At 56.8% G+C, this 17,534-nt stretch carries 15 protein-coding genes; 9 read left to right on the top strand and 6 right to left on the bottom strand.

Annotated elements, in window-relative coordinates; translation table 11 throughout:
* The first annotated feature begins 141 nt into the window (after window positions 1-141).
* On the top strand, window positions 142-1,413 hold the full coding sequence (locus QMP16_RS18785) for a PP2C family protein-serine/threonine phosphatase (RefSeq protein ID WP_282153627.1): 1,272 nt from the start codon (window positions 142-144) through the stop codon (window positions 1,411-1,413).
* Here the strand turns inward: QMP16_RS18785 and QMP16_RS18780 are convergent.
* Window positions 1,410-1,853: an NUDIX hydrolase gene (locus QMP16_RS18780; RefSeq protein ID WP_282153626.1), complete on the bottom strand. Its 444-nt coding sequence runs from the start codon at window positions 1,851-1,853 to the stop codon at window positions 1,410-1,412. The two genes, QMP16_RS18785 and QMP16_RS18780, sit on opposite strands and share 4 nt — an antisense overlap.
* A gap of 76 nt (window positions 1,854-1,929) precedes the next feature.
* Here QMP16_RS18780 and QMP16_RS18775 point away from each other — a divergent pair, with 76 nt between their 5' ends.
* From QMP16_RS18775 to QMP16_RS18740, 8 genes are all read left to right on the top strand, one after another.
* Entirely contained in the window at window positions 1,930-2,907 is a 978-nt protein-coding gene (locus tag QMP16_RS18775; protein ID WP_282153625.1) for an Hsp33 family molecular chaperone HslO, read from the top strand.
* Window positions 2,891-3,496 (top strand): CoA pyrophosphatase, encoded by a 606-nt coding sequence (locus QMP16_RS18770; protein ID WP_282153624.1) that lies wholly within the window; start codon window positions 2,891-2,893, stop codon window positions 3,494-3,496. The genes QMP16_RS18775 and QMP16_RS18770 overlap by 17 nt, the downstream gene beginning before the upstream one ends.
* Window positions 3,493-4,647: a CCA tRNA nucleotidyltransferase gene (locus QMP16_RS18765; protein WP_282153623.1), complete on the top strand. Its 1,155-nt coding sequence runs from the start codon at window positions 3,493-3,495 to the stop codon at window positions 4,645-4,647. The genes QMP16_RS18770 and QMP16_RS18765 overlap by 4 nt, the downstream gene beginning before the upstream one ends.
* A gap of 190 nt (window positions 4,648-4,837) precedes the next feature.
* Window positions 4,838-6,676, top strand: coding sequence for an ABC transporter ATP-binding protein (locus tag QMP16_RS18760; RefSeq protein WP_282153622.1), 1,839 nt, complete (start codon window positions 4,838-4,840; stop codon window positions 6,674-6,676).
* A complete protein-coding gene (locus QMP16_RS18755; RefSeq protein ID WP_282153621.1) occupies window positions 6,673-8,505 on the top strand; it encodes an ABC transporter ATP-binding protein in 1,833 nt (610 codons plus the stop codon). Before QMP16_RS18760 ends, QMP16_RS18755 begins: the two co-directional genes overlap by 4 nt.
* A 38-nt stretch (window positions 8,506-8,543) precedes the next feature.
* A complete protein-coding gene (locus QMP16_RS18750; protein WP_282153620.1) occupies window positions 8,544-9,767 on the top strand; it encodes a class I SAM-dependent RNA methyltransferase in 1,224 nt (407 codons plus the stop codon).
* Window positions 9,768-9,788: 21 nt separating this feature from the next.
* Window positions 9,789-10,574 (top strand): ion transporter, encoded by a 786-nt coding sequence (locus QMP16_RS18745; protein WP_282153619.1) that lies wholly within the window; start codon window positions 9,789-9,791, stop codon window positions 10,572-10,574.
* A gap of 57 nt (window positions 10,575-10,631) precedes the next feature.
* Window positions 10,632-11,150: a L,D-transpeptidase family protein gene (locus QMP16_RS18740; RefSeq protein ID WP_282153618.1), complete on the top strand. Its 519-nt coding sequence runs from the start codon at window positions 10,632-10,634 to the stop codon at window positions 11,148-11,150.
* Here the strand turns inward: QMP16_RS18740 and QMP16_RS18735 are convergent.
* The 5 genes from QMP16_RS18735 to galE all read right to left on the bottom strand — a co-directional run bounded on the left by QMP16_RS18735 (window position 11,134) and on the right by galE (window position 17,466).
* The gene (locus QMP16_RS18735) at window positions 11,134-12,579 is read right to left on the bottom strand and encodes a nodulation protein NodH (protein WP_282153617.1); all 1,446 of its coding nucleotides are present in this window, start codon (window positions 12,577-12,579) and stop codon (window positions 11,134-11,136) included. The two genes, QMP16_RS18740 and QMP16_RS18735, sit on opposite strands and share 17 nt — an antisense overlap.
* A gap of 6 nt (window positions 12,580-12,585) precedes the next feature.
* A complete protein-coding gene (locus QMP16_RS18730) occupies window positions 12,586-14,286 on the bottom strand; it encodes a beta-1,6-N-acetylglucosaminyltransferase (protein WP_282153616.1) in 1,701 nt (566 codons plus the stop codon).
* A complete protein-coding gene (locus QMP16_RS18725; protein ID WP_282153615.1) occupies window positions 14,283-15,269 on the bottom strand; it encodes a glycosyltransferase family 2 protein in 987 nt (328 codons plus the stop codon). The genes QMP16_RS18730 and QMP16_RS18725 overlap by 4 nt, the downstream gene beginning before the upstream one ends.
* Before the next feature lie 165 nt (window positions 15,270-15,434).
* On the bottom strand, window positions 15,435-16,427 hold the full coding sequence (locus QMP16_RS18720; protein ID WP_282153677.1) for a glycosyltransferase family 2 protein: 993 nt from the start codon (window positions 16,425-16,427) through the stop codon (window positions 15,435-15,437).
* Window positions 16,428-16,482: 55 nt separating this feature from the next.
* The gene (galE, locus tag QMP16_RS18715) at window positions 16,483-17,466 is read right to left on the bottom strand and encodes a UDP-glucose 4-epimerase GalE (protein WP_282153614.1); all 984 of its coding nucleotides are present in this window, start codon (window positions 17,464-17,466) and stop codon (window positions 16,483-16,485) included.
* Window positions 17,467-17,534: the final 68 nt, after the last annotated feature.

Here is a 17,534-nt window from a genome sequence, read left to right as displayed (position 1 = left end):
CTTTATCTGCCCGGGGATTTGGTACCGCGGAACCTGTAAAGAGCAGGTTAAGCGGAATGAATTTCAGCTTTCACCCATTGTTAAACTGCGGCGCGATAGGGTCTTCCCATTCCGATAAGCGCCGCTGGGTAGAGGGTTAAGGTGACAAAGGTCAGTCAGGCAGACAGTGGATCAGATCTGGATTTTGGTGTGATCCAAAAGGTGCTTGTGGTCGATGACAGCCGCCTGCAGCGCCGTATTCTGGTCGCCTCGCTCAAAAAATGGGGCTTCGACGTGCTTGAGGCCGATAGCGGCGACGTTGCGATTGAAATGTGCGCGGCGGACCCGCCGGATCTTGTACTCAGCGATTGGGTTATGCCGGGGATGAGCGGGCTGGATTTCTGCAAGGCGTTCCGCGCCTTGGACAACAAGCAATACAGCTATTTCATCCTTCTGACCTCCAAAAGCGAAAAGCAAGAAGTGGCGCGCGGTCTGGATGCCGGTGCGGATGATTTTCTGATCAAACCGCTTGAGGCGGATGAACTGCGGGCGCGTATATCAGCCGGTGCGCGTATTCTGGATATGCAGCGCGAATTGTCCAAGAAAAACCAAATGATCGAAACCGCGCTTGAAGAACTGCGCGTCGCCCATGACGCGATCGACAAGGACCTGATCCAAGCACGCAAGATACAGGAATCGCTGGTGCCCGAGCTGACGCGCGATTTCGGCAAGTCCCGGGTCAGCATGTTGCTGAAACCCTGCGGTCATATCGGCGGCGATCTGGTGGGGATGTTCTCTCCGGGTGTGAACAGGCTTGGGTTCTATAGTATCGATGTGTCCGGGCATGGCATCACGTCTGCGATGATGACTGCACGCTTGGGAGGCTATCTGTCCAGCAATCATTTTGACCAGAACGTGGCGATGGCGCGGCGGTTCGACAATTTTTATGCTCTGCTACCGCCGGAAGAAGTAGCCGAAACCCTGAACTCGCGACTGATGGCGGATACGGGGATCGAAGAGTACTTCACGATGGTCTATGCCATCGTAGACTTGCGCAACGGGCATGTGAAAATGGTGCAGGCCGGGCACCCTCATCCCCTGTTGTTATGTCAGGACGGCAGAACAGAATTTCTGGGCGAGGGCGGGTTACCTATCGGATTGCTACCGGACGCCGCTTTTCAGCGGACCGAGTTCTACATGCAACCTGGCGACCGGCTACTGCTGTATTCCGATGGGTTCACAGAATGCAGTCTCGTCGACGGTGGCCTGCTGGACGAGGATGGTTTGCGACAGATGGCGCTGGATTGCGGGCCGGATCGGAACGGAACGGAATTTCTGGACGATATGTTCTGGCGGCTGACGCAGGCGATGGCACCTGGCCGAGGTATGGATGATGATGTTTCGGCTGTTTTCTTTGAATACAACGGACACTAAAGCCGCTGTTCATGCAGCGCGGCAAAGTGGCGATCTCCGTCATTGCCCAGCAATTGAACCGCATCGGCGGTGTCCATCCATATGGCTTCATGGAACGGCTCAGACGGTGGACCCATGCGCCGGATCGGGCGCGCGCGATAGATATGGCACAGCTTTTCGGCCCACAAATCGTATTCGGGCATATAAGTGAACCGACGAAAAGCGCCGATGCGGCGGGGCAACGCGATCAACCAGCCGGTTTCTTCGAACACTTCTCGGTGCAGGGCAGTGATGGGTGATTCGCCCGGATCAATTCCGCCGCCGGGCAATTGCAGATCGGGTCCGGGTTCTGTCTGACAGGTCAGCAAAAGGCTGCGGCCACGGGGCAGCAACGCATAAACACCCACCCGGCGTGTATATGTTCGCCCGGCCTGAGGGGTTTCACCAAACCGTCTGATCATGTATGGCCCCTTAAAACCCGAATAGTTCGACCTATATGCTGGCGGTATGCCAACCTGTGGCGTTTAAGGAAACCCCATGTCTCTTGGAACAAAAATCGCGTGGGACGACACCGTCCTGCCCTTTCAACTTGATGTATCGGATATGCGCGGCCGCGTGGCCCGTCTGGATGGTGTGCTTGATGGCATCCTGAGCCAGCATGACTATCCCGAAAAGGTCGAGGCGCTGGTGGCCGAGATGGCCCTGCTGACCGCATTGATCGGCCAGACTGTTGCGCTGCGCTGGAAGCTGTCCCTGCAGGTTCAGTCTAAAGGTCCGGTGCGCATGATTGCGACCGACTATTATGCGCCTCAGCAAGAGGGGGAGTCGGCCCGCATTCGCGCCTATGCCAGCTTTGACCGCGACCGTCTGACTGATGGTGCGCCCTTTGATCAAGTGGGCGAGGGGTATTTTGCCATCATGATCGACCAGGGTGAGGGGACCCAGCCGTATCAGGGGATTACCCCTTTGGCCGGTGGTTCGCTGAGTGCCTGTGCCGAGGCGTATTTTGCCCAATCAGAACAGTTGCCGACCCGGTTTTCGCTGAGCTTTGGCAAATCGACCGAACCAGGCGTTGGTGAACATTGGCGCGCTGGTGGTGTCATGCTGCAGCACATGCCCAAGGCTTCGCCTTTCGTCGCATCAAGCGAGGGCGACGGGAACATCCTGACAGCAGATGACCTTGTCGATGGTGAAGAAGGTGAAAACTGGGGCCGCGTCAACATCCTGCTGGATACGGTCGACGATTTGGAACTGATCGGCCCGTCGATTGCACCTACGGATCTGTTGGTTCGGCTGTTTCACGAGGAACAGCCGCGGGTATACGATGCGCAGTCAGTGCAATTCGGCTGTACCTGCTCAGAAGACCGTGTTCGCCAGAGTCTGTCGATCTATTCGGCCAAGGACATCGAAAAGATGACCACGCCCGAAGGCGACGTGACGGCTGATTGTCAGTTCTGCGGTGCACATTATGTGCTGGATCCTGCCACGGTCGGATTTGATGCTGACAACGCCTGATCCAACAGATCAGCTGCGGGCGGCCTTGCGCCGCCCCGGCAACGGGTCCAGTGATTTTGACCTGAATCCCGATTTTGCTCTGCCTGAGGGTCGCAAACTGCGCCCTGCCGGCGTTTTGGTTCCGATTTCAGTAGCAGATGGCACCCCGCGCTTGATTTTGACCAAGCGATCCTCGGCGCTTAAGCATCACCCGGGGCAGATAGCGTTTCCAGGCGGCAAGCAGGATAACGGCGATGCGGACGTAACCGCCACCGCACTGCGTGAGGCGCGCGAAGAAATTGGCCTGCCGCAGGAAATGCCGGAAATTCTCGGCCACTTACCGACGCATGAAACAGTGACCTCATTCACGGTCACACCTGTGGTGGCGATCCTGCGGGAACCCTTCCAACCGGTACCGGAACCGGGCGAAGTGGCAGAGGTGTTTTCGGTTCCGCTTGCACATGTGCTCAACCCCGCGAATTATATCGTTGAATCGCGCCGCTGGCGGGGACAAAGGCGGTTTTACTTCACGGTACCATTCGGCCCTTATTACATCTGGGGCGCAACAGCCCGAATTCTGCGGGGATTGGCATCACGGATCAACGAATGACGCAAATTTCAGAAGACTGGGTGACGGAACCTGCAACGCAACGGGTTTGTGCTGCCCTGACCGATGCCGGATACCAAGCCTTGTTTGTGGGTGGATGTGTGCGCAACGCGCTGTTAGGCGCTCCGGTATCGGATATCGACATCGCCACAAATGCGCGGCCCGACACAGTGGTAGAGCTGGCGCAGAAAGCAGGGCTTAAGGCCATACCCACAGGGATTGATCACGGCACAATCACCGTGGTTAGTCAGGGTATCCCGCATGAGATCACTACCTTTCGCCGTGATGTTGAAACGGATGGCCGTCGCGCCGTCGTCGCCTTTTCGGACAAGGTCGAAGAGGATGCCGCACGTCGCGATTTCACGATGAACGCGATGTATGCACGGCCCGACGGGACAATTTTGGACCCTCTAAACGGTTTGCCAGACCTGCAAGCGCGCCGCGTCCGGTTCATCGGCACTGCCGCGAACCGCATTCGCGAGGATTATCTGCGTTCGCTGCGCTATTTCCGGTTTCACGCCTGGTATGGCGATGTCGAGGCAGGGTTCGATCCCGACGCTCTGGCCGCCATTGCGTCCAACCTGGACGGTCTGGCCGGCTTGTCCCGCGAACGCGTGGGTGCTGAGCTTTTAAAGCTTCTGGGCGCACCAGACCCCGCGCCGTCCGTCGCCGCAATGCGCAGCGCCGGAGTACTGGTGCAACTATTGCCGGGTGCTGATGATCGTGCATTGGCCCCGTTGATTGCATTGGAACAGCAGGCAGGCGCTGATCCGGAACCGGTGCGGCGACTGGCGGCGATTGCACCGCCGGAAGTCGCAAAAACCCTGCGCCTGAGCCGCGCACAATTGCAGCGCCTGACCCGAATGCGGGATGAGGCGTCCAGCCCGGCCAGCTTTGCCGAATTGGGATTTCGGTACGGTGAAACAGACGGGCTGCACGAAGCGCTGTTGCGATGTGCTTTTTTGGAAATGCCTTGGTTAGACTCAATAACGCACGATCTCCACGTTGGTGCGGGCGCGACCTTCCCGATTAAGGCAACCGATCTGATCCCCGAGTTCACCGGTCCTGCGCTGGGCAAGAAACTGGCCGATCTTGAGGCGAAGTGGATCGCCTCGGGGTTCACACTGGGCCGCGAAGATCTGCTTGGTGGATAAAGGAAGTCTCAAAAGGGGATGACAAGTAAAAGAGTTTATGATTATTTGCCCCTGTCACATGAATGGAGGGATGCGAATGTATTACGGGATCTGGGACAGCTAAGGCTGGAACACTTTGACCCGTAGGGGTGGTGTTCTGGCGCCATCTTTCTTCGCATGACTTACTTTTTGCTCAACCGGAGCACTCTCCATGTTTCGCTATTTCGAAAACCTCGTTGACCCTTTTGTTGCCTACAAGGAAACCGACACGCCGCCGACGCGGTTGTGGCCATTCATGCTGGACTACTCGCAGCCGTTCATGCGGGTGTTCTTCTGGGCTGGTTTAATCTCTGTCGTTGTTGCGGCAGTCGAAGTTGGCCTGATTTACTACATGGGCCGAGTGGTTGACCTGCTGTCGGGCCCTCCGGCCGAGGTCTGGCAGAACCACGGCACCGAATTTATCCTGGTCGCGGCGTTTGTGCTGCTGCTGCGCCCGATGCTGCATGTCGTGGATGTGCTGTTGTTAAACAACACGATCCTGCCGAACTTTGGCACCCTGATCCGCTGGCGTGCCCACAAGCATGTGCTGCGCCAATCCGTCGGTTGGTTCGAGAATGATTTTGCCGGACGCATTGCCAATCGGATCATGCAGACGCCGCCTGCCGCAGGCGAGGCCGTGTTTCAGGTGTTTGACGCCATTTCATTTTCTATCGCCTATCTGATTGGCGCTGCGATCCTGTTGATGGCGGCGGATCCACGGTTGCTGTTGCCACTTCTGATCTGGTTTGCGCTTTACGCTATTCTGGTGCGCTGGACGGTGAAAAGGGTGGGTCCTGCGTCTCAAGCTGCGTCCGATGCGCGCTCGGCCGTGACGGGTCGGGTGGTGGACAGCTATACCAACATCCACTCGGTCAAGATGTTCGCCCACAACGAACAAGAGTTGGACTATGCCCGCGAAGCCATCGAGGAAACGCGTCGCACCTTTCAGGTCGAAATGCGGATTTTCACCGTAATGGATGCGGTTCTGGTCGCGCTGAACGGTTTGCTGATCGTCGGCGTGGTTGGTTGGGCCATTTCCCTGTGGATGCAAGGGAGTGCATCTGTGGGTGTCGTTGCGGCGGCGACTGCTTTGACCCTGCGACTGAATGCGATGACCGGATGGATCATGTGGGCGCTGACCAGCTTCTTCCGTCAGCTTGGTGTCGTGGCCGAAGGCATGCAGACCATTGCCCAGCCCGTTGACCTGTTGGATGTGCCGAATGCCAAACCATTGCAGCTGAGCAAGGGTCAGATCGACATCCGTGATCTGTCACACCATTACGGTCGCAAGACCGGCGGGCTGGATCACATCAATCTGACCCTCAATCCGGGCGAAAAGATCGGTCTGATCGGGCGGTCCGGTGCGGGAAAATCGACCCTAGTTAAATTGCTTTTGCGGTTTTACGACGTTGAACAGGGCGCGATCCTGATTGACGATCAGGACATTTCCAGGGTCACGCAGGACAGTTTGCGCAGCCATATCGGTATGGTTCAGCAGGACAGCGCCCTGTTGCATCGGTCGGTGCGTGACAACATCCTCTATGGTCGCCCCGATGCCACCGAAGAACAGATGATTGCCGCCGCCAAACAGGCTGAGGCGCATGAGTTCATCCTTGATCTGCAAGACCCAGAAGGGCGCACGGGGTATGATGCGCATGTGGGCGAGCGGGGTGTGAAACTGTCCGGCGGTCAGCGGCAGCGCGTGACGCTGGCGCGGGTGATCCTGAAGGACGCACCCATTTTGCTGTTGGACGAGGCGACATCCGCTCTAGATTCCGAGGTCGAAGCGTCAATTCAGGAAACTCTCTACGGTATGATGCAAGGAAAAACCGTGATCGCCATTGCCCACCGGCTGAGCACCATCGCGCAGATGGACCGTATTCTGGTCATGGATGGTGGTCGGATCGTTGAACAGGGCGGGCATTCAGAACTGCTGGCGCAAGGTGGGCTTTACGCCCAGTTCTGGGCACGGCAATCTGGGGGCTTCCTGAACCCGGAGGCCGCTGAATGAGGATTGCCGACCTCATAAACCCGTTCAAGAACATCGAAACGCCCCCGCCGCAAACGCTGGGGGCGTTCATTCGCTGGTGCCTGTCGGGTGCATGGCCAATGATATTCGTCGCGGCCTTTTTCTCGGCCACCGCGGGTGCGATGGAGGCGGGCACTGCGTGGATGCTGGGTCTGGTCATTGACGCAGCAACCACTAGCGGGCCTGAGAACTTTTTGACCGCCAGTAACGTCTGGATGATCCTTGGGGTCGTTGCATTTTTCATGCTGCTGCGGCCAGCCCTGTTCGGGCTTTCGTCGTTGACCAACAACTATATCGTCATGCCCAATATCACGCCGTTGGTTCTGGCCAAGCTGAACCGGTGGACGCTGGGCCAGTCGGTCACCTATTTTGACGACGATTTTGCAGGGCGGATCGCGCAGAAGCAGATGCAAACATCCAACGCGATGGCGTCGGTGGTATCCGAGACTATCAGTGCGATCGTGTTTGCCTTGGCTTCGCTGGCGGGCTCATTGCTTTTGTTAGGGTCTATTCATCCGTTGGTTATGTTGCCATTTGCGGCTTGGCTGGTTGTGTATTTCCTGCTTGTCCGTTGGTATCTGCCGCGCATCCGTAAACGCTCAGCGGCGCGGGCAGGCGCTCGCGCGATGGTGTCTGGGCAAGTCGTCGACACGATCACCAATATCAAAACCGTTAAACTGTTCGCCCATTCGGAATTCGAAGATCATGCCGCGCGGAATTCCATGGTTGATCTGCGTGAAAAGATGTTGGCGTTCGGTAGCCTTTCGGCCAGTTTCCGCTTTATCTTGATGCTGTTGGCCGGGGTTCTGCCGGTTTTGCTGATAGGTGCAACGCTGTGGCTGTGGCAAGCGGGGTCCGCGACAGCCGGTGACATTGTGGCCGCGGGTGCCATTTCGATCCGCATTGCCCAGATGACTGGCTGGGTCAGTTTCACCCTCATGGGTCTATACGCCAATGTTGGCGAGATCGAGAACGGCATGAATACGCTGGCCAAGCGCGAACGGGTCGAGGATCAAACGGGCGCGGCGGAGTTGTCCGTGCCCGAAGGCCAGATCACCTTTGACCATGTCAGCTTTGCCTACGGTCGGGATGTTGGCGGTGTATCAGGCCTGAACATGACCGTGCACCCCGGTGAGAAACTGGGCATTGTCGGCGCTTCGGGGGCAGGGAAATCAACCTTGGTTTCGCTGCTGTTGCGCTTGTACGACGGTGAAAAGGGCACGATCTTGATAGATGGTCAGGACGTATCCGGAGTAACGCAGGACAGCTTGCGCCGTCAGATCGGCATGGTCACGCAGGAAACCGCGATGTTCAATCGGTCGGCGCGGGAGAATATTCTTTACGGTCGCCCAGACGCCTCGGAAGAGGAAATGATCGATGCTGCCAAAAAGGCCGAGGCGCATGAATTCATCCTCAGCCTTCAGGATGCCCACGGCCGCACCGGCTATGAAGCACATCTGGGCGAGCGCGGAGTGAAGCTTAGCGGTGGCCAGCGACAGCGGATTGCGCTGGCGCGCGCCATTTTGAAGGATGCGCCTATATTGGTGCTGGATGAGGCAACCTCGGCACTGGATTCCGAGGTTGAGGCCTCGATCCAGACGGCTTTGCATCGGGTGATGCAAGGCAAGACGGTTCTGGCTATCGCGCACCGTCTGTCCACACTCAGCGAGATGGACCGGATTATTGTCCTGGACCAAGGGCGTATCGTGGAAACCGGCACACATGACGCGTTGTTGGACCAGGGTGGGCTATATGCCCGGTTCTGGCATCGTCAGTCAGGCGGGTTCATTCAGGCTGAAGCTGCGGAATAAGGGTTTTGTTGCCGGCCAAGCCCCGGTATCAGGCCCCCATGACGCAAACTTACACTATTACCCGCCTTGGTCATCAAGGCGACGGCATCGCTGATGGCCCCGTTTACGCTCCGCGCACCTTGCCGGGTGAGGTCGTCAGCGGCACGCTGCTGGATCAATTCCTGACAGATATCCGTGTCGAGACGCCCTCGGACCAGCGGGTCAAGGCACCGTGTCGTCACTACAAATCCTGTGGTGGATGCCAGTTGCAGCACGCGGCAGATGGATTCGTCGCAGATTGGAAGGTCGAAGTGGTGCGCACCGCGCTGGCCGCTCAGGGGTTGGAGGCGTCGATGCGCCCGATCCATACGTCGCCAGAACGGTCCCGCCGTCGCGCGACGATCGCGGTACGACGGACCAAAAAGGGCACTCTGGCCGGTTTCCATGGCCGTGCATCAGATACGATCACCGAGATCTCGGATTGCCATTTGCTCGACCAGACCCTGATCGCGGCCATTCCGGTTGCCGAAGCATTGGCGATTCTGGGTGGCAGCCGTAAGGGTGTGTTGGCTGTGACGCTAACCTTGTCCGAATCCGGGCTTGATGTGGCGGTCAAAGGCGGCAAACCGCTGGACGGCCCGCTCGAGTTGTCTTTGGCACAAGCGACCGAGAAACACGGTCTTGCCCGGCTCAGCTGGGATGGTGAAGTAATTGCCATGCGCCAGCCACCCGTTCAGCGTTTTGGTCAGGCAAATGTTGTTCCGCCGCCCGGCGCGTTTCTGCAGGCGACAAAAGACGGAGAACAGGCTCTGTTAAAGGCCGTTTCCGAAGCTGTGGGTGGTTCCAAGCGCGTTGTGGACCTGTTTGCCGGCAGCGGCACATTCTCTTTGCCCCTGGCAGAGGAGGCCGAGGTTCACGCCGTCGAGGGCGAAGCAGCGATGACGCAAGCGCTGGATCAGGGGTGGCGCAGGGCGCAGGGCCTCAAACGGATAACGACCGAGGCACGGGACCTATTTCGGCGACCGCTGATGCCGGATGAGCTAAAGTCTTTTGACGCTGTGGTGATCGACCCGCCACGCGCCGGGGCCGAGGCGCAAGTGACCGAACTGGCGCAAGCCCTGCGCCCGATGATTGCCTATGTGTCCTGCAACCCGGTGACCTTCGCCCGCGATGCGAAAATTCTTGTTAATGCGGGCTACACCCTTGAATGGGTACAGGTCGTTGACCAATTTCGATGGTCGTCACACACCGAACTTGCGGCACGGTTCACCCTGAACCCTTAATACTTACAGGAGACCACCCGAATGGGGATCACCCTACGCCTGCTGACCCTAATCGAAGCACCAGCTTTCGGGAAGTTCATTACCGGTGTCATAATCTTCAATGCGGTGCTGCTGGGAATGGAGACATCACCCACCCTTATGGGCGCTGCGGGTCCATTGATCGTGACATTGGACAGCCTTTGCCTGACCATTTTCGTTGTTGAAATTTCGATTAAACTTCTGGCCACTGGGCGCAGGTTTTTCACCAACGGCTGGAATGTCTTTGATTTCGTGATTGTCGGCATCGCTCTTGTACCGGGTGGGTCCGGCCTGTCGGTGCTACGGGCATTGCGGATTTTGCGGGTTCTGCGTGTCATCTCGGTCGCGCCACGCCTGCGCCGCGTGGTCGAAGGGTTTATTTCGGCCTTGCCTGGCATGGCCAGCGTGTTCCTTCTTATGGCGATCCTGTTTTACATCGGTGCGGTGATTTCAACCAAACTGTTCTCGCAGACTTTCCCGGACTGGTTCGGCGATCTGGGCCTTTCAGCCTATACGCTGTTCCAGATCATGACGCTGGAAAGCTGGTCCATGGGGATCGTGCGCCCGGTAATGGAGATCTATCCTTACGCCTGGCTGTTCTTCGTGCCATTCATCATGGTGACCACTTTTGCGGTGGTAAACCTGCTGGTTGGTCTGATCGTGAATTCGATGCAAGACGCGCACCATGCCGAGGACGAAGTCAAAACCGATGCCTATCGTGACGAAGTGCTGGAGCGGCTTGAAAGCATCGAACGTCGCCTGACGGAGCAGCAAAACATCAAAAAGTGATTTCAGTTTTCACATTTTCTGGCATAATACAGAAAAAAAGAGCAGCAGGCAGTGAACATGGATCGTCGAGCATTTGGATTGGGTGCAATGGCAACGCTGAGCCTCTCAGCTTGTGCCTCGGCCAACCCCAGAATTCTGACTTACAACGGACCCGAAGTGACCTCTCTGGTCATCAATAAGGGCTCACGGAAACTATATCTTCTGCACAATGATAAGATCCTGAAAGAATACAAGGTTGATCTTGGATTTGCGCCCAACGGCACCAAAGCCAAGCGCGGTGATGGGCGTACGCCGGAAGGCAGCTACCTGATTGATCGGCACAACCCCAATAGCCGCTATCATCTGTCGCTGGGGATCTCGTACCCGAATTCTGAAGATGTAGCGAAAGCGAAGGCTATGGGTGTCGATCCGGGCGGCGATATCTTTATCCACGGACAACCGAACCGTCGCAAAGAGCGTAAGCGCGCCAAAAAGACGTCGGATTGGACTGCGGGCTGCATCGCCGTCAAGAATGACGAGATCGAAGAGATCTATTCAATGGTAAACCGGGGAACGCTGATTACTCTGCGCCCCTAATCGGTTTCCAGGGCTCAAATCCGAACTGCATATAGTCACGCTGGTACGCCTGGGCGGCTAGCGTTTCCAGTTTGTCGTCATAAATCTCAGCCAGAGTAAACGGAGTATCCGGTTCACTGAGTTCAGGTAGGGGCGGTGTTCTGTGCCCCATCCGGCGCGCCAGATCGGGCAGAGCGTTTGTGACTTCATCCTCCCTCAGGATCAGGTCGGGCAATGCGAAGGACGCCATCCCCTCAAGGGCCTGTGACTGGCTGCACCATGCCGCATCCACGCGTATGGCGGTCTGTTGGGCAAGGTTCTGACGCAGGAATGTCAGGAACGCGGAAAACGCATCGTAATGCTGCTCAACCGGGTAATTGCCATCGCGCAATTGTCCGGGGATCGGAATCTTTAGCCGGTTGCGCAAGACGTGTCGGATTTTCGGATAGGCGCCGGAACCTGTGTTGAGGATATGTCTGCAAAAGGCTCGATGCGCGCGCGCCAATGGGTGTTGCAGCACGGCGAACTTTCGATGCCCGGGATTGGAAAGAAACCACTGACGCGTCTGTTTCCTGTTCTGATTGGTCAGCAATTGTTCAACATCAACATGGTCCAGCGCGGCCATCCACCTTGCTACCGGGCTTTCCATTCCCCCGCGGATCGGCATGTACATCAGTGGCGTCTTTGGTGCGGCAACATAATTCGCAACCAAGGGGCGCCGGCGTGGTTCGAAATTCGGAGTGCTGTGCAGGTTGAAGCTGTCGATCTGTGATAACGCCTGCTCCATTTCGTCGGGGTTCGTCACCTTGGCCAGCGCCGGCTCGGGGTTTTGTGGTTTGAGTGTTTCGTCGATCGCCGACAGCCTGCCGGACACACCCAGCCAGGCGGCAAGACCATTCAGCAGGTGCACCTGGTTCAGGTCTTCATAGGCAATGTAAAATGGGGTCTGGCCGCTTTGCTGCAAACGCTGCGCCAGCATCAGGTGGTATTCATGCTGCCGGTTCAGGTATTTCATGAACGCTTCGGCATCGAACTCAACCTGTGCTTCACGACGACGCTTGATGTTTTTCAGCTGCCACTGCTTGGTTTCGCGCGCAATCTTCAACGAGATGAAACTGTCCAGAGGGTTTCGGGTCAGAATGATCTTGGCGCAACGCGGATCGCCCAAAGCAGGCTCTAACACACGTGGATCATGTCCCTGAAAAAGGCGAAACCCGTTCAGTTCTCCTGGTGTCTGCCGGATTGCCTCAAGCAATGTAGAAGGGTCACGATCCCGCTCTTCCACCGAGATGCCCAGCAGAGTGTCGGATTTTAGGCGCCCGATAAAGTGGGGATTGAACGCCTCGCCATGGCTGGTGACCCCATCTATGGCGTTCAGGTTTGCCTCTAGCAGGTTGGAGCCGGTCCGCATTGCTGCAAGGATGATAAAATAGTCAAATTGGGGCGTCATTTATCTTTACTGCACCAGATAGGGTTTTCGATATGGCCGGACCCGGTCTGCAAAACTGTCGTCCGGTGGGAAATCGCCCATCAGATAAGGGTGCATGCCCTGGTTCTTCAGGTTTTGCAGGAACTGGCCAAACCCGGACAGATCCACCATTTTTGGCGCTTCGGTCAGGTGGCTGGTTTGGGTGGTTCCGGTATCCTCGACCGCGGTCTGTAAAGGCTCGACCGGAGATTCAACGAATTCTGCCAGTGTCCACCTGCGAACCCGCGCCTTGGTCCAGACAGAAGACAGGATTTCCAATTGCTTGGTTTCGATCTGCTGCAGCCGGGCGGCCTCGGCGCGGATATCGGCAAAGTTCAGGTTTGATCTAAACAGCGGGATTGCCCAGGCCCCGGTTATGACGGAAATCAGCGCATTCTTGTCCCGAGCCAAGAGCCAGTTGATCTCTTGCGTGTCAGCGGGGCCGAACTGAAAACACTGTTTTTCGCCACGCGTGTTCCATATCAGGTTCGAAAGGAAAGCCGTTGGGTTGTAATCCCGCAGCTTTGCGCAATCGCTGAGGCCGCCGTTGACGATGGTTTCTCCGCCGGCGAATTCAGCGCGCTTCGGGTCAAACAGATGCCCGTGGACACGCGCGCCAGTGATGTTGCTCAACCAGGGTTCAAAATCTTCGAACACTTCGGTAAAGCCCTGAAAAACTGAATACGGAGAGGACGTCAGCCCGTTTTCGTTGCCGTGGCGTGGAAACCGGCTTTGCATGTACAACCCGTCACGCCCGCGTGTGCGCCGTTCGACCGCTTTGGAAAACACCCGGTCAATTTTGCTCGGGTTGGGCTCTGTGGGTTTCATGGCTCCGGCCTGATCGGTCAGAAAGGCCTGATACAGGCGATCCGCGTTTGGCCAGGCTTTACGGGCAACAAAACAGTCGGATCTGCGCAGCAGCTGCAGGTGATCGTCATAGAAAATATGCGGACGACCCTGATAGTCGAATTTGGACAGGGTCAGAGACCGACTTTCGATATGGGTCGAATACAGGCGCGCCAGCGTCTGGAAGTAACTTTCGTCGGGAATCCAGACGCGCCGGAAATACCGGTCATAGGTCTCGCGTTTTGGATCCTGCAATATGGCTGACAGGGTTTGGCGGGTAAGGCACCACCACTGACTACCCATATGCGGCACCAACCCTTCGGGTATGTGGCGTCGAATGCGCAATGCGCGCTGCAGTTTCACATAGGCATCGAACAGTTTGCGGTTCTTGCGCCACGAGAACGGAAATCTCAGGGTAAAGCGTTCCTGATCCAAGCCCCCCATAGTCCAGCTTACATCAGAGGTTGTGGCGCTTTCGATGAAATCCACGCGCGGCCGGTCCGCGAGGTAGTTGACCAGTTCATCCACTGGCCGCAAAGGAAGACAGGACCCCGAAGTCAGGAAAACATGGCGGACATCGGGAAATGTCTCAAGCATCAGTGCGGCGGCAGATTGAGAGGCGGCAACGATGCCCCACCCACCCCAGTTGCAGACATGACGGTCAGAAAACCGGATCAGCGGGTCATTCGCACAGGCGGCAACGAATTCCGCATAGACATTGTTTGGCACCTTGCGATCCACATGGATCACCACCGGGCACCCCGAAGACGTCCAGTGGCGGGCCACTTGCCCGGCACGGTTCAGCGCGGTGTGAACCAGCATAATGATGCCCAGATTGCTCATGCCCAGTTTCCTTTTGACATGAGGCCTAAAATCTCAAGTTGTCGCCAGTTGATATAAGCTTCGGACTTGTCGCACCAGAACTCGGGCATGTCCGCCAAATGTTCGGCATAGGCGCGATATTCCCCAGAGCTGCGGTAATGCTGGCCGCGCTCCATCTCTTCCTGGGCCTTCTCGCCCAATGTGCTGATGAGTTTGGCGTGCAACAACGCGCCGCTTGCTTTTTCGCCACCCCATTCATCAAACACCTGGTTCAACCCGCGTGGCAGCAGCGCATGGGTCGAGCTGACATAGACATAGCGCTTGTCCCATTTCACCAACGGAATCTTGTTCAGCGCAGGCGCTTTTTTCGGCGTGTCCTTAAAGAACACACGCGCGCGGGGTCCGCCTTGAATCCAGAGATTTCCGTAGGTCGGGTTCTTTGTGATCGTATAATTTCCTGCATCAAACCATTTGGCGATTTCGAACGGGTTTTGCCCCTCGGAATAGATGGCGTCTTCGACCGGCCCTTCGGGATACATGTCGATCAGCATTGCGCTGAAGCTGCGCACAGAGCAGCCGTCCAGCCAGTCGGTAAGGGCACGGATAGGCCGTGTGTCGCAGAACGGGTAGATAAAGAACTCGTCCGGGTCGACTGTTAGAACCCAGTGTCGGTGCGCATATTTGCGCAATAGATAGTTTGTCCAGTCCACCCCAAACGACGCACGCCTATAGCTTGCATCAGCGCGCCAGACCGACACATCGGGTTGACCCGCCAGATATTCCAGTGATCCGTCATTGCTGGCGTTATCAACGAACAGAAAATGGTTGATGCCCAGCTGCCGGTAGTAGGTCAGAAAATACGGCAGACGAATTTTCTCATTCCGTATGACGCTGACCAGCAGGACGTCTTTTCGTGTTATCAAATTTGTATTTACGGAAACGGGAACAAGGTCGCGCCGCTTTCGAAGGCAACGCAATATACGGCGCTTGCGCCGCAATCTCATTCGGTATGAATCCAATAGGCCCACGCGACTGCCCAACCTTTGTTATTTACGCGAGCGTGCCCGGAGGCTGTACAAGCCAGAGTGGTGCCGGACAATTGCCGTTTTATGCCATTTTTCCATCTTTCGAAGCAACGACTTTAAAAACCGTTAGTTCGAGTTGTGACTTTACCAGTCGATTGTTCCCATCAGACCCAGTCGCTGCAAAGAATCCCAACCGTCGTATAGCTTGGACTCTGTCGTCCACATGACCGGGCGATCCACTACGCCGTCATAGTAATCTGCAAACTGCTCGGGATCGTGAAAGTGTTGCCGGCGCTCTTTCTCGATCTTTGATTTTTCCACAACTTCGGGCAGGAATTTGGTGTGTAACAAAACACCAGATGGTGCTGTGCCGCCGGGCCCTCCGTAACTGGCGTTCAGATTTCGTGGCAATGCGGAATGGCACGAATTCACATAAGCGTAGCGCCGCGACCACCGGACCAACGGGATTTTGTTAAGCGTCGGGGATCGGCGTGGGGCGTCGGCAAAGAACATACGCTCGCGCGCGCCGCCCTGCACCCAAAGGTTGCCGAGCGGGCTTTGCCGTTGTGTCCGGTAGGGCGCGGCATCAAACCAACTCACCACCTCGGTCGGGTCGGTTTCAGGATCGTAGCCTTGTTCCCCCAACGGGCCTTTGGGATAAAGATCCAGCATCAGCGCGCCAAACGCTACACGTCCCTGATCATCTAACCATTTCGTCAGGTCCGGTAGGGGCCGGGTGTCATGATCGGGGTAAATCAACAACTCATCCGCATCGACCATCAGAGTCCAGTGGTGGTGCCCATAGCGCATTTGCAACCAAGTCAGCCAATCCAACCCATAGCGCGACGTGCGATAGCTGTCCCGGGTCTGCCACAGTGACACGTCCGGCTGTTCCTTGAGAAAGGGCGCCGAGCCATCGTCGCTGTCGTTGTCGACGATCAGAAAGTGATCAACCCCCAATGCGCGATAATGGCGCAGGAACCAGGGCAGGCGGGTGATTTCATTGCGCAGCGTGGTGAAGGCCAGGATACCACCGGGTTTAATGTTCGCCGTGCGGTCGCTCAGACTGGACAATAGATGGCGGCTGCGAAAGGACCGCCACAACAACCGCTGTCGTTTTAGCCGCAACTTGTACATTTGCACCCATGAGATGGGCGGAAGCGTATCTTCCCCTGTACCAGTCACAATAAGCTCATTTTTCGTAATGGCCGTTCTGATGCCAGCGCCATGCATCGGCAATCATCGTCTCTAACGAGGACCTTTTGGGCGACCAGCCAAGTTCCTCGCCAGCGCGCACAGAACCAGAGACCAACTTTGTGCAATCCCCAGCCCGACGCGGTCCGATTGCATAAGGTACGTCGCGGTTGGTGACGGCGTTGGAGTGGCTGATCACCTCCATCACCGAGAAACCAGAGCCGGTGCCCAGGTTGAAGACGCGGCTGTCTTTGCCTTGTTCCAACCAGTTCAATCCCAAAACGTGGGCATCGACCAGATCGCAAACATGCACATAATCGCGGATGCAGGTGCCGTCTGGTGTTTCGTAGTCCGTCCCAAAAACGGTCAGCCCGTCGCGCTTGCCGTCGATGGCGTCCAGCATCAGCGGCACAAGGTGGGTTTCCGGGCGGTGGAACTCGCCCACCTCGCCATCGGGATCGGCACCGGCCACGTTGAAATACCGAAAGATCACGTGGTTCAGCCCGTGCGCGGCCTCGAAATCCCGCAAGATATCTTCGATGGCACGTTTTGAGGCGCCATAGGCGTTCAGCGGCAGTTGCGGCGTTTCTTCGTCCAGCACCACATTGTCATGCTCGCCATAGGTGGCGCAGGTGGACGAGAATACAAAGTTCTCACATCCGGCGGCCACCGTGGCTTCGATCAAATTCAGCGAACCGGTCACGTTGTTGGACCAGTATTTGCCGGGCTCGGACATGGCCTCACCCACTTGGCTGAGGGCAGCAAAGTGCATTACGGCCACGGGTTCGTATTTGGCGAACACCTCATCCAGTCGAGCACGATCCAGCAGATCGCCCTGTTCGAACGGACCAAACTTCACCGCGTCCTGCCAGCCGGTAACCAGATTGTCGAAGGTCACAGGCGTATAACCGGCTTGAGAAAGCGCCTTACAGGCATGAGATCCAATGTACCCGGCACCGCCAGTGACAAGAATATTTTTCATAGATCGTTCCAAATTGCGGTGCCACGCACGGTTAGACATCGTCTTGACAGGAGTTCAGGTGAAAATGG

Origin of the sequence: Ruegeria atlantica (assembly GCF_947495585.1) — a bacterium.
Lineage (GTDB): Bacteria > Pseudomonadota > Alphaproteobacteria > Rhodobacterales > Rhodobacteraceae > Ruegeria > Ruegeria atlantica_G.
This window is presented reverse-complemented; position numbering and strand designations above follow the sequence as displayed.

Bases quoted from the DNA above. Each gene is read 5' to 3' on its own strand.
- QMP16_RS18720 (WP_282153677.1), bottom strand. From the start codon at position 16,427: ATGTACAAGTTGCGGCTAAAACGACAGCGGTTGTTGTGGCGGTCCTTT.
- QMP16_RS18750 (WP_282153620.1), top strand. From the start codon at position 8,544: ATGACGCAAACTTACACTATTACCCGCCTTGGTCATCAAGGCGACGGC.
- QMP16_RS18755 (WP_282153621.1), top strand. From the start codon at position 6,673: ATGAGGATTGCCGACCTCATAAACCCGTTCAAGAACATCGAAACGCCC.
- QMP16_RS18740 (WP_282153618.1), top strand. From the start codon at position 10,632: ATGGATCGTCGAGCATTTGGATTGGGTGCAATGGCAACGCTGAGCCTC.
- QMP16_RS18735 (WP_282153617.1), bottom strand. From the start codon at position 12,579: ATGACGCCCCAATTTGACTATTTTATCATCCTTGCAGCAATGCGGACC.
- QMP16_RS18780 (WP_282153626.1), bottom strand. From the start codon at position 1,853: ATGATCAGACGGTTTGGTGAAACCCCTCAGGCCGGGCGAACATATACA.
- QMP16_RS18775 (WP_282153625.1), top strand. From the start codon at position 1,930: ATGTCTCTTGGAACAAAAATCGCGTGGGACGACACCGTCCTGCCCTTT.
- QMP16_RS18770 (WP_282153624.1), top strand. From the start codon at position 2,891: ATGCTGACAACGCCTGATCCAACAGATCAGCTGCGGGCGGCCTTGCGC.
- QMP16_RS18745 (WP_282153619.1), top strand. From the start codon at position 9,789: ATGGGGATCACCCTACGCCTGCTGACCCTAATCGAAGCACCAGCTTTC.
- QMP16_RS18725 (WP_282153615.1), bottom strand. From the start codon at position 15,269: ATGAGATTGCGGCGCAAGCGCCGTATATTGCGTTGCCTTCGAAAGCGG.
- galE (WP_282153614.1), bottom strand. From the start codon at position 17,466: ATGAAAAATATTCTTGTCACTGGCGGTGCCGGGTACATTGGATCTCAT.
- QMP16_RS18760 (WP_282153622.1), top strand. From the start codon at position 4,838: ATGTTTCGCTATTTCGAAAACCTCGTTGACCCTTTTGTTGCCTACAAG.
- QMP16_RS18730 (WP_282153616.1), bottom strand. From the start codon at position 14,286: ATGAGCAATCTGGGCATCATTATGCTGGTTCACACCGCGCTGAACCGT.
- QMP16_RS18765 (WP_282153623.1), top strand. From the start codon at position 3,493: ATGACGCAAATTTCAGAAGACTGGGTGACGGAACCTGCAACGCAACGG.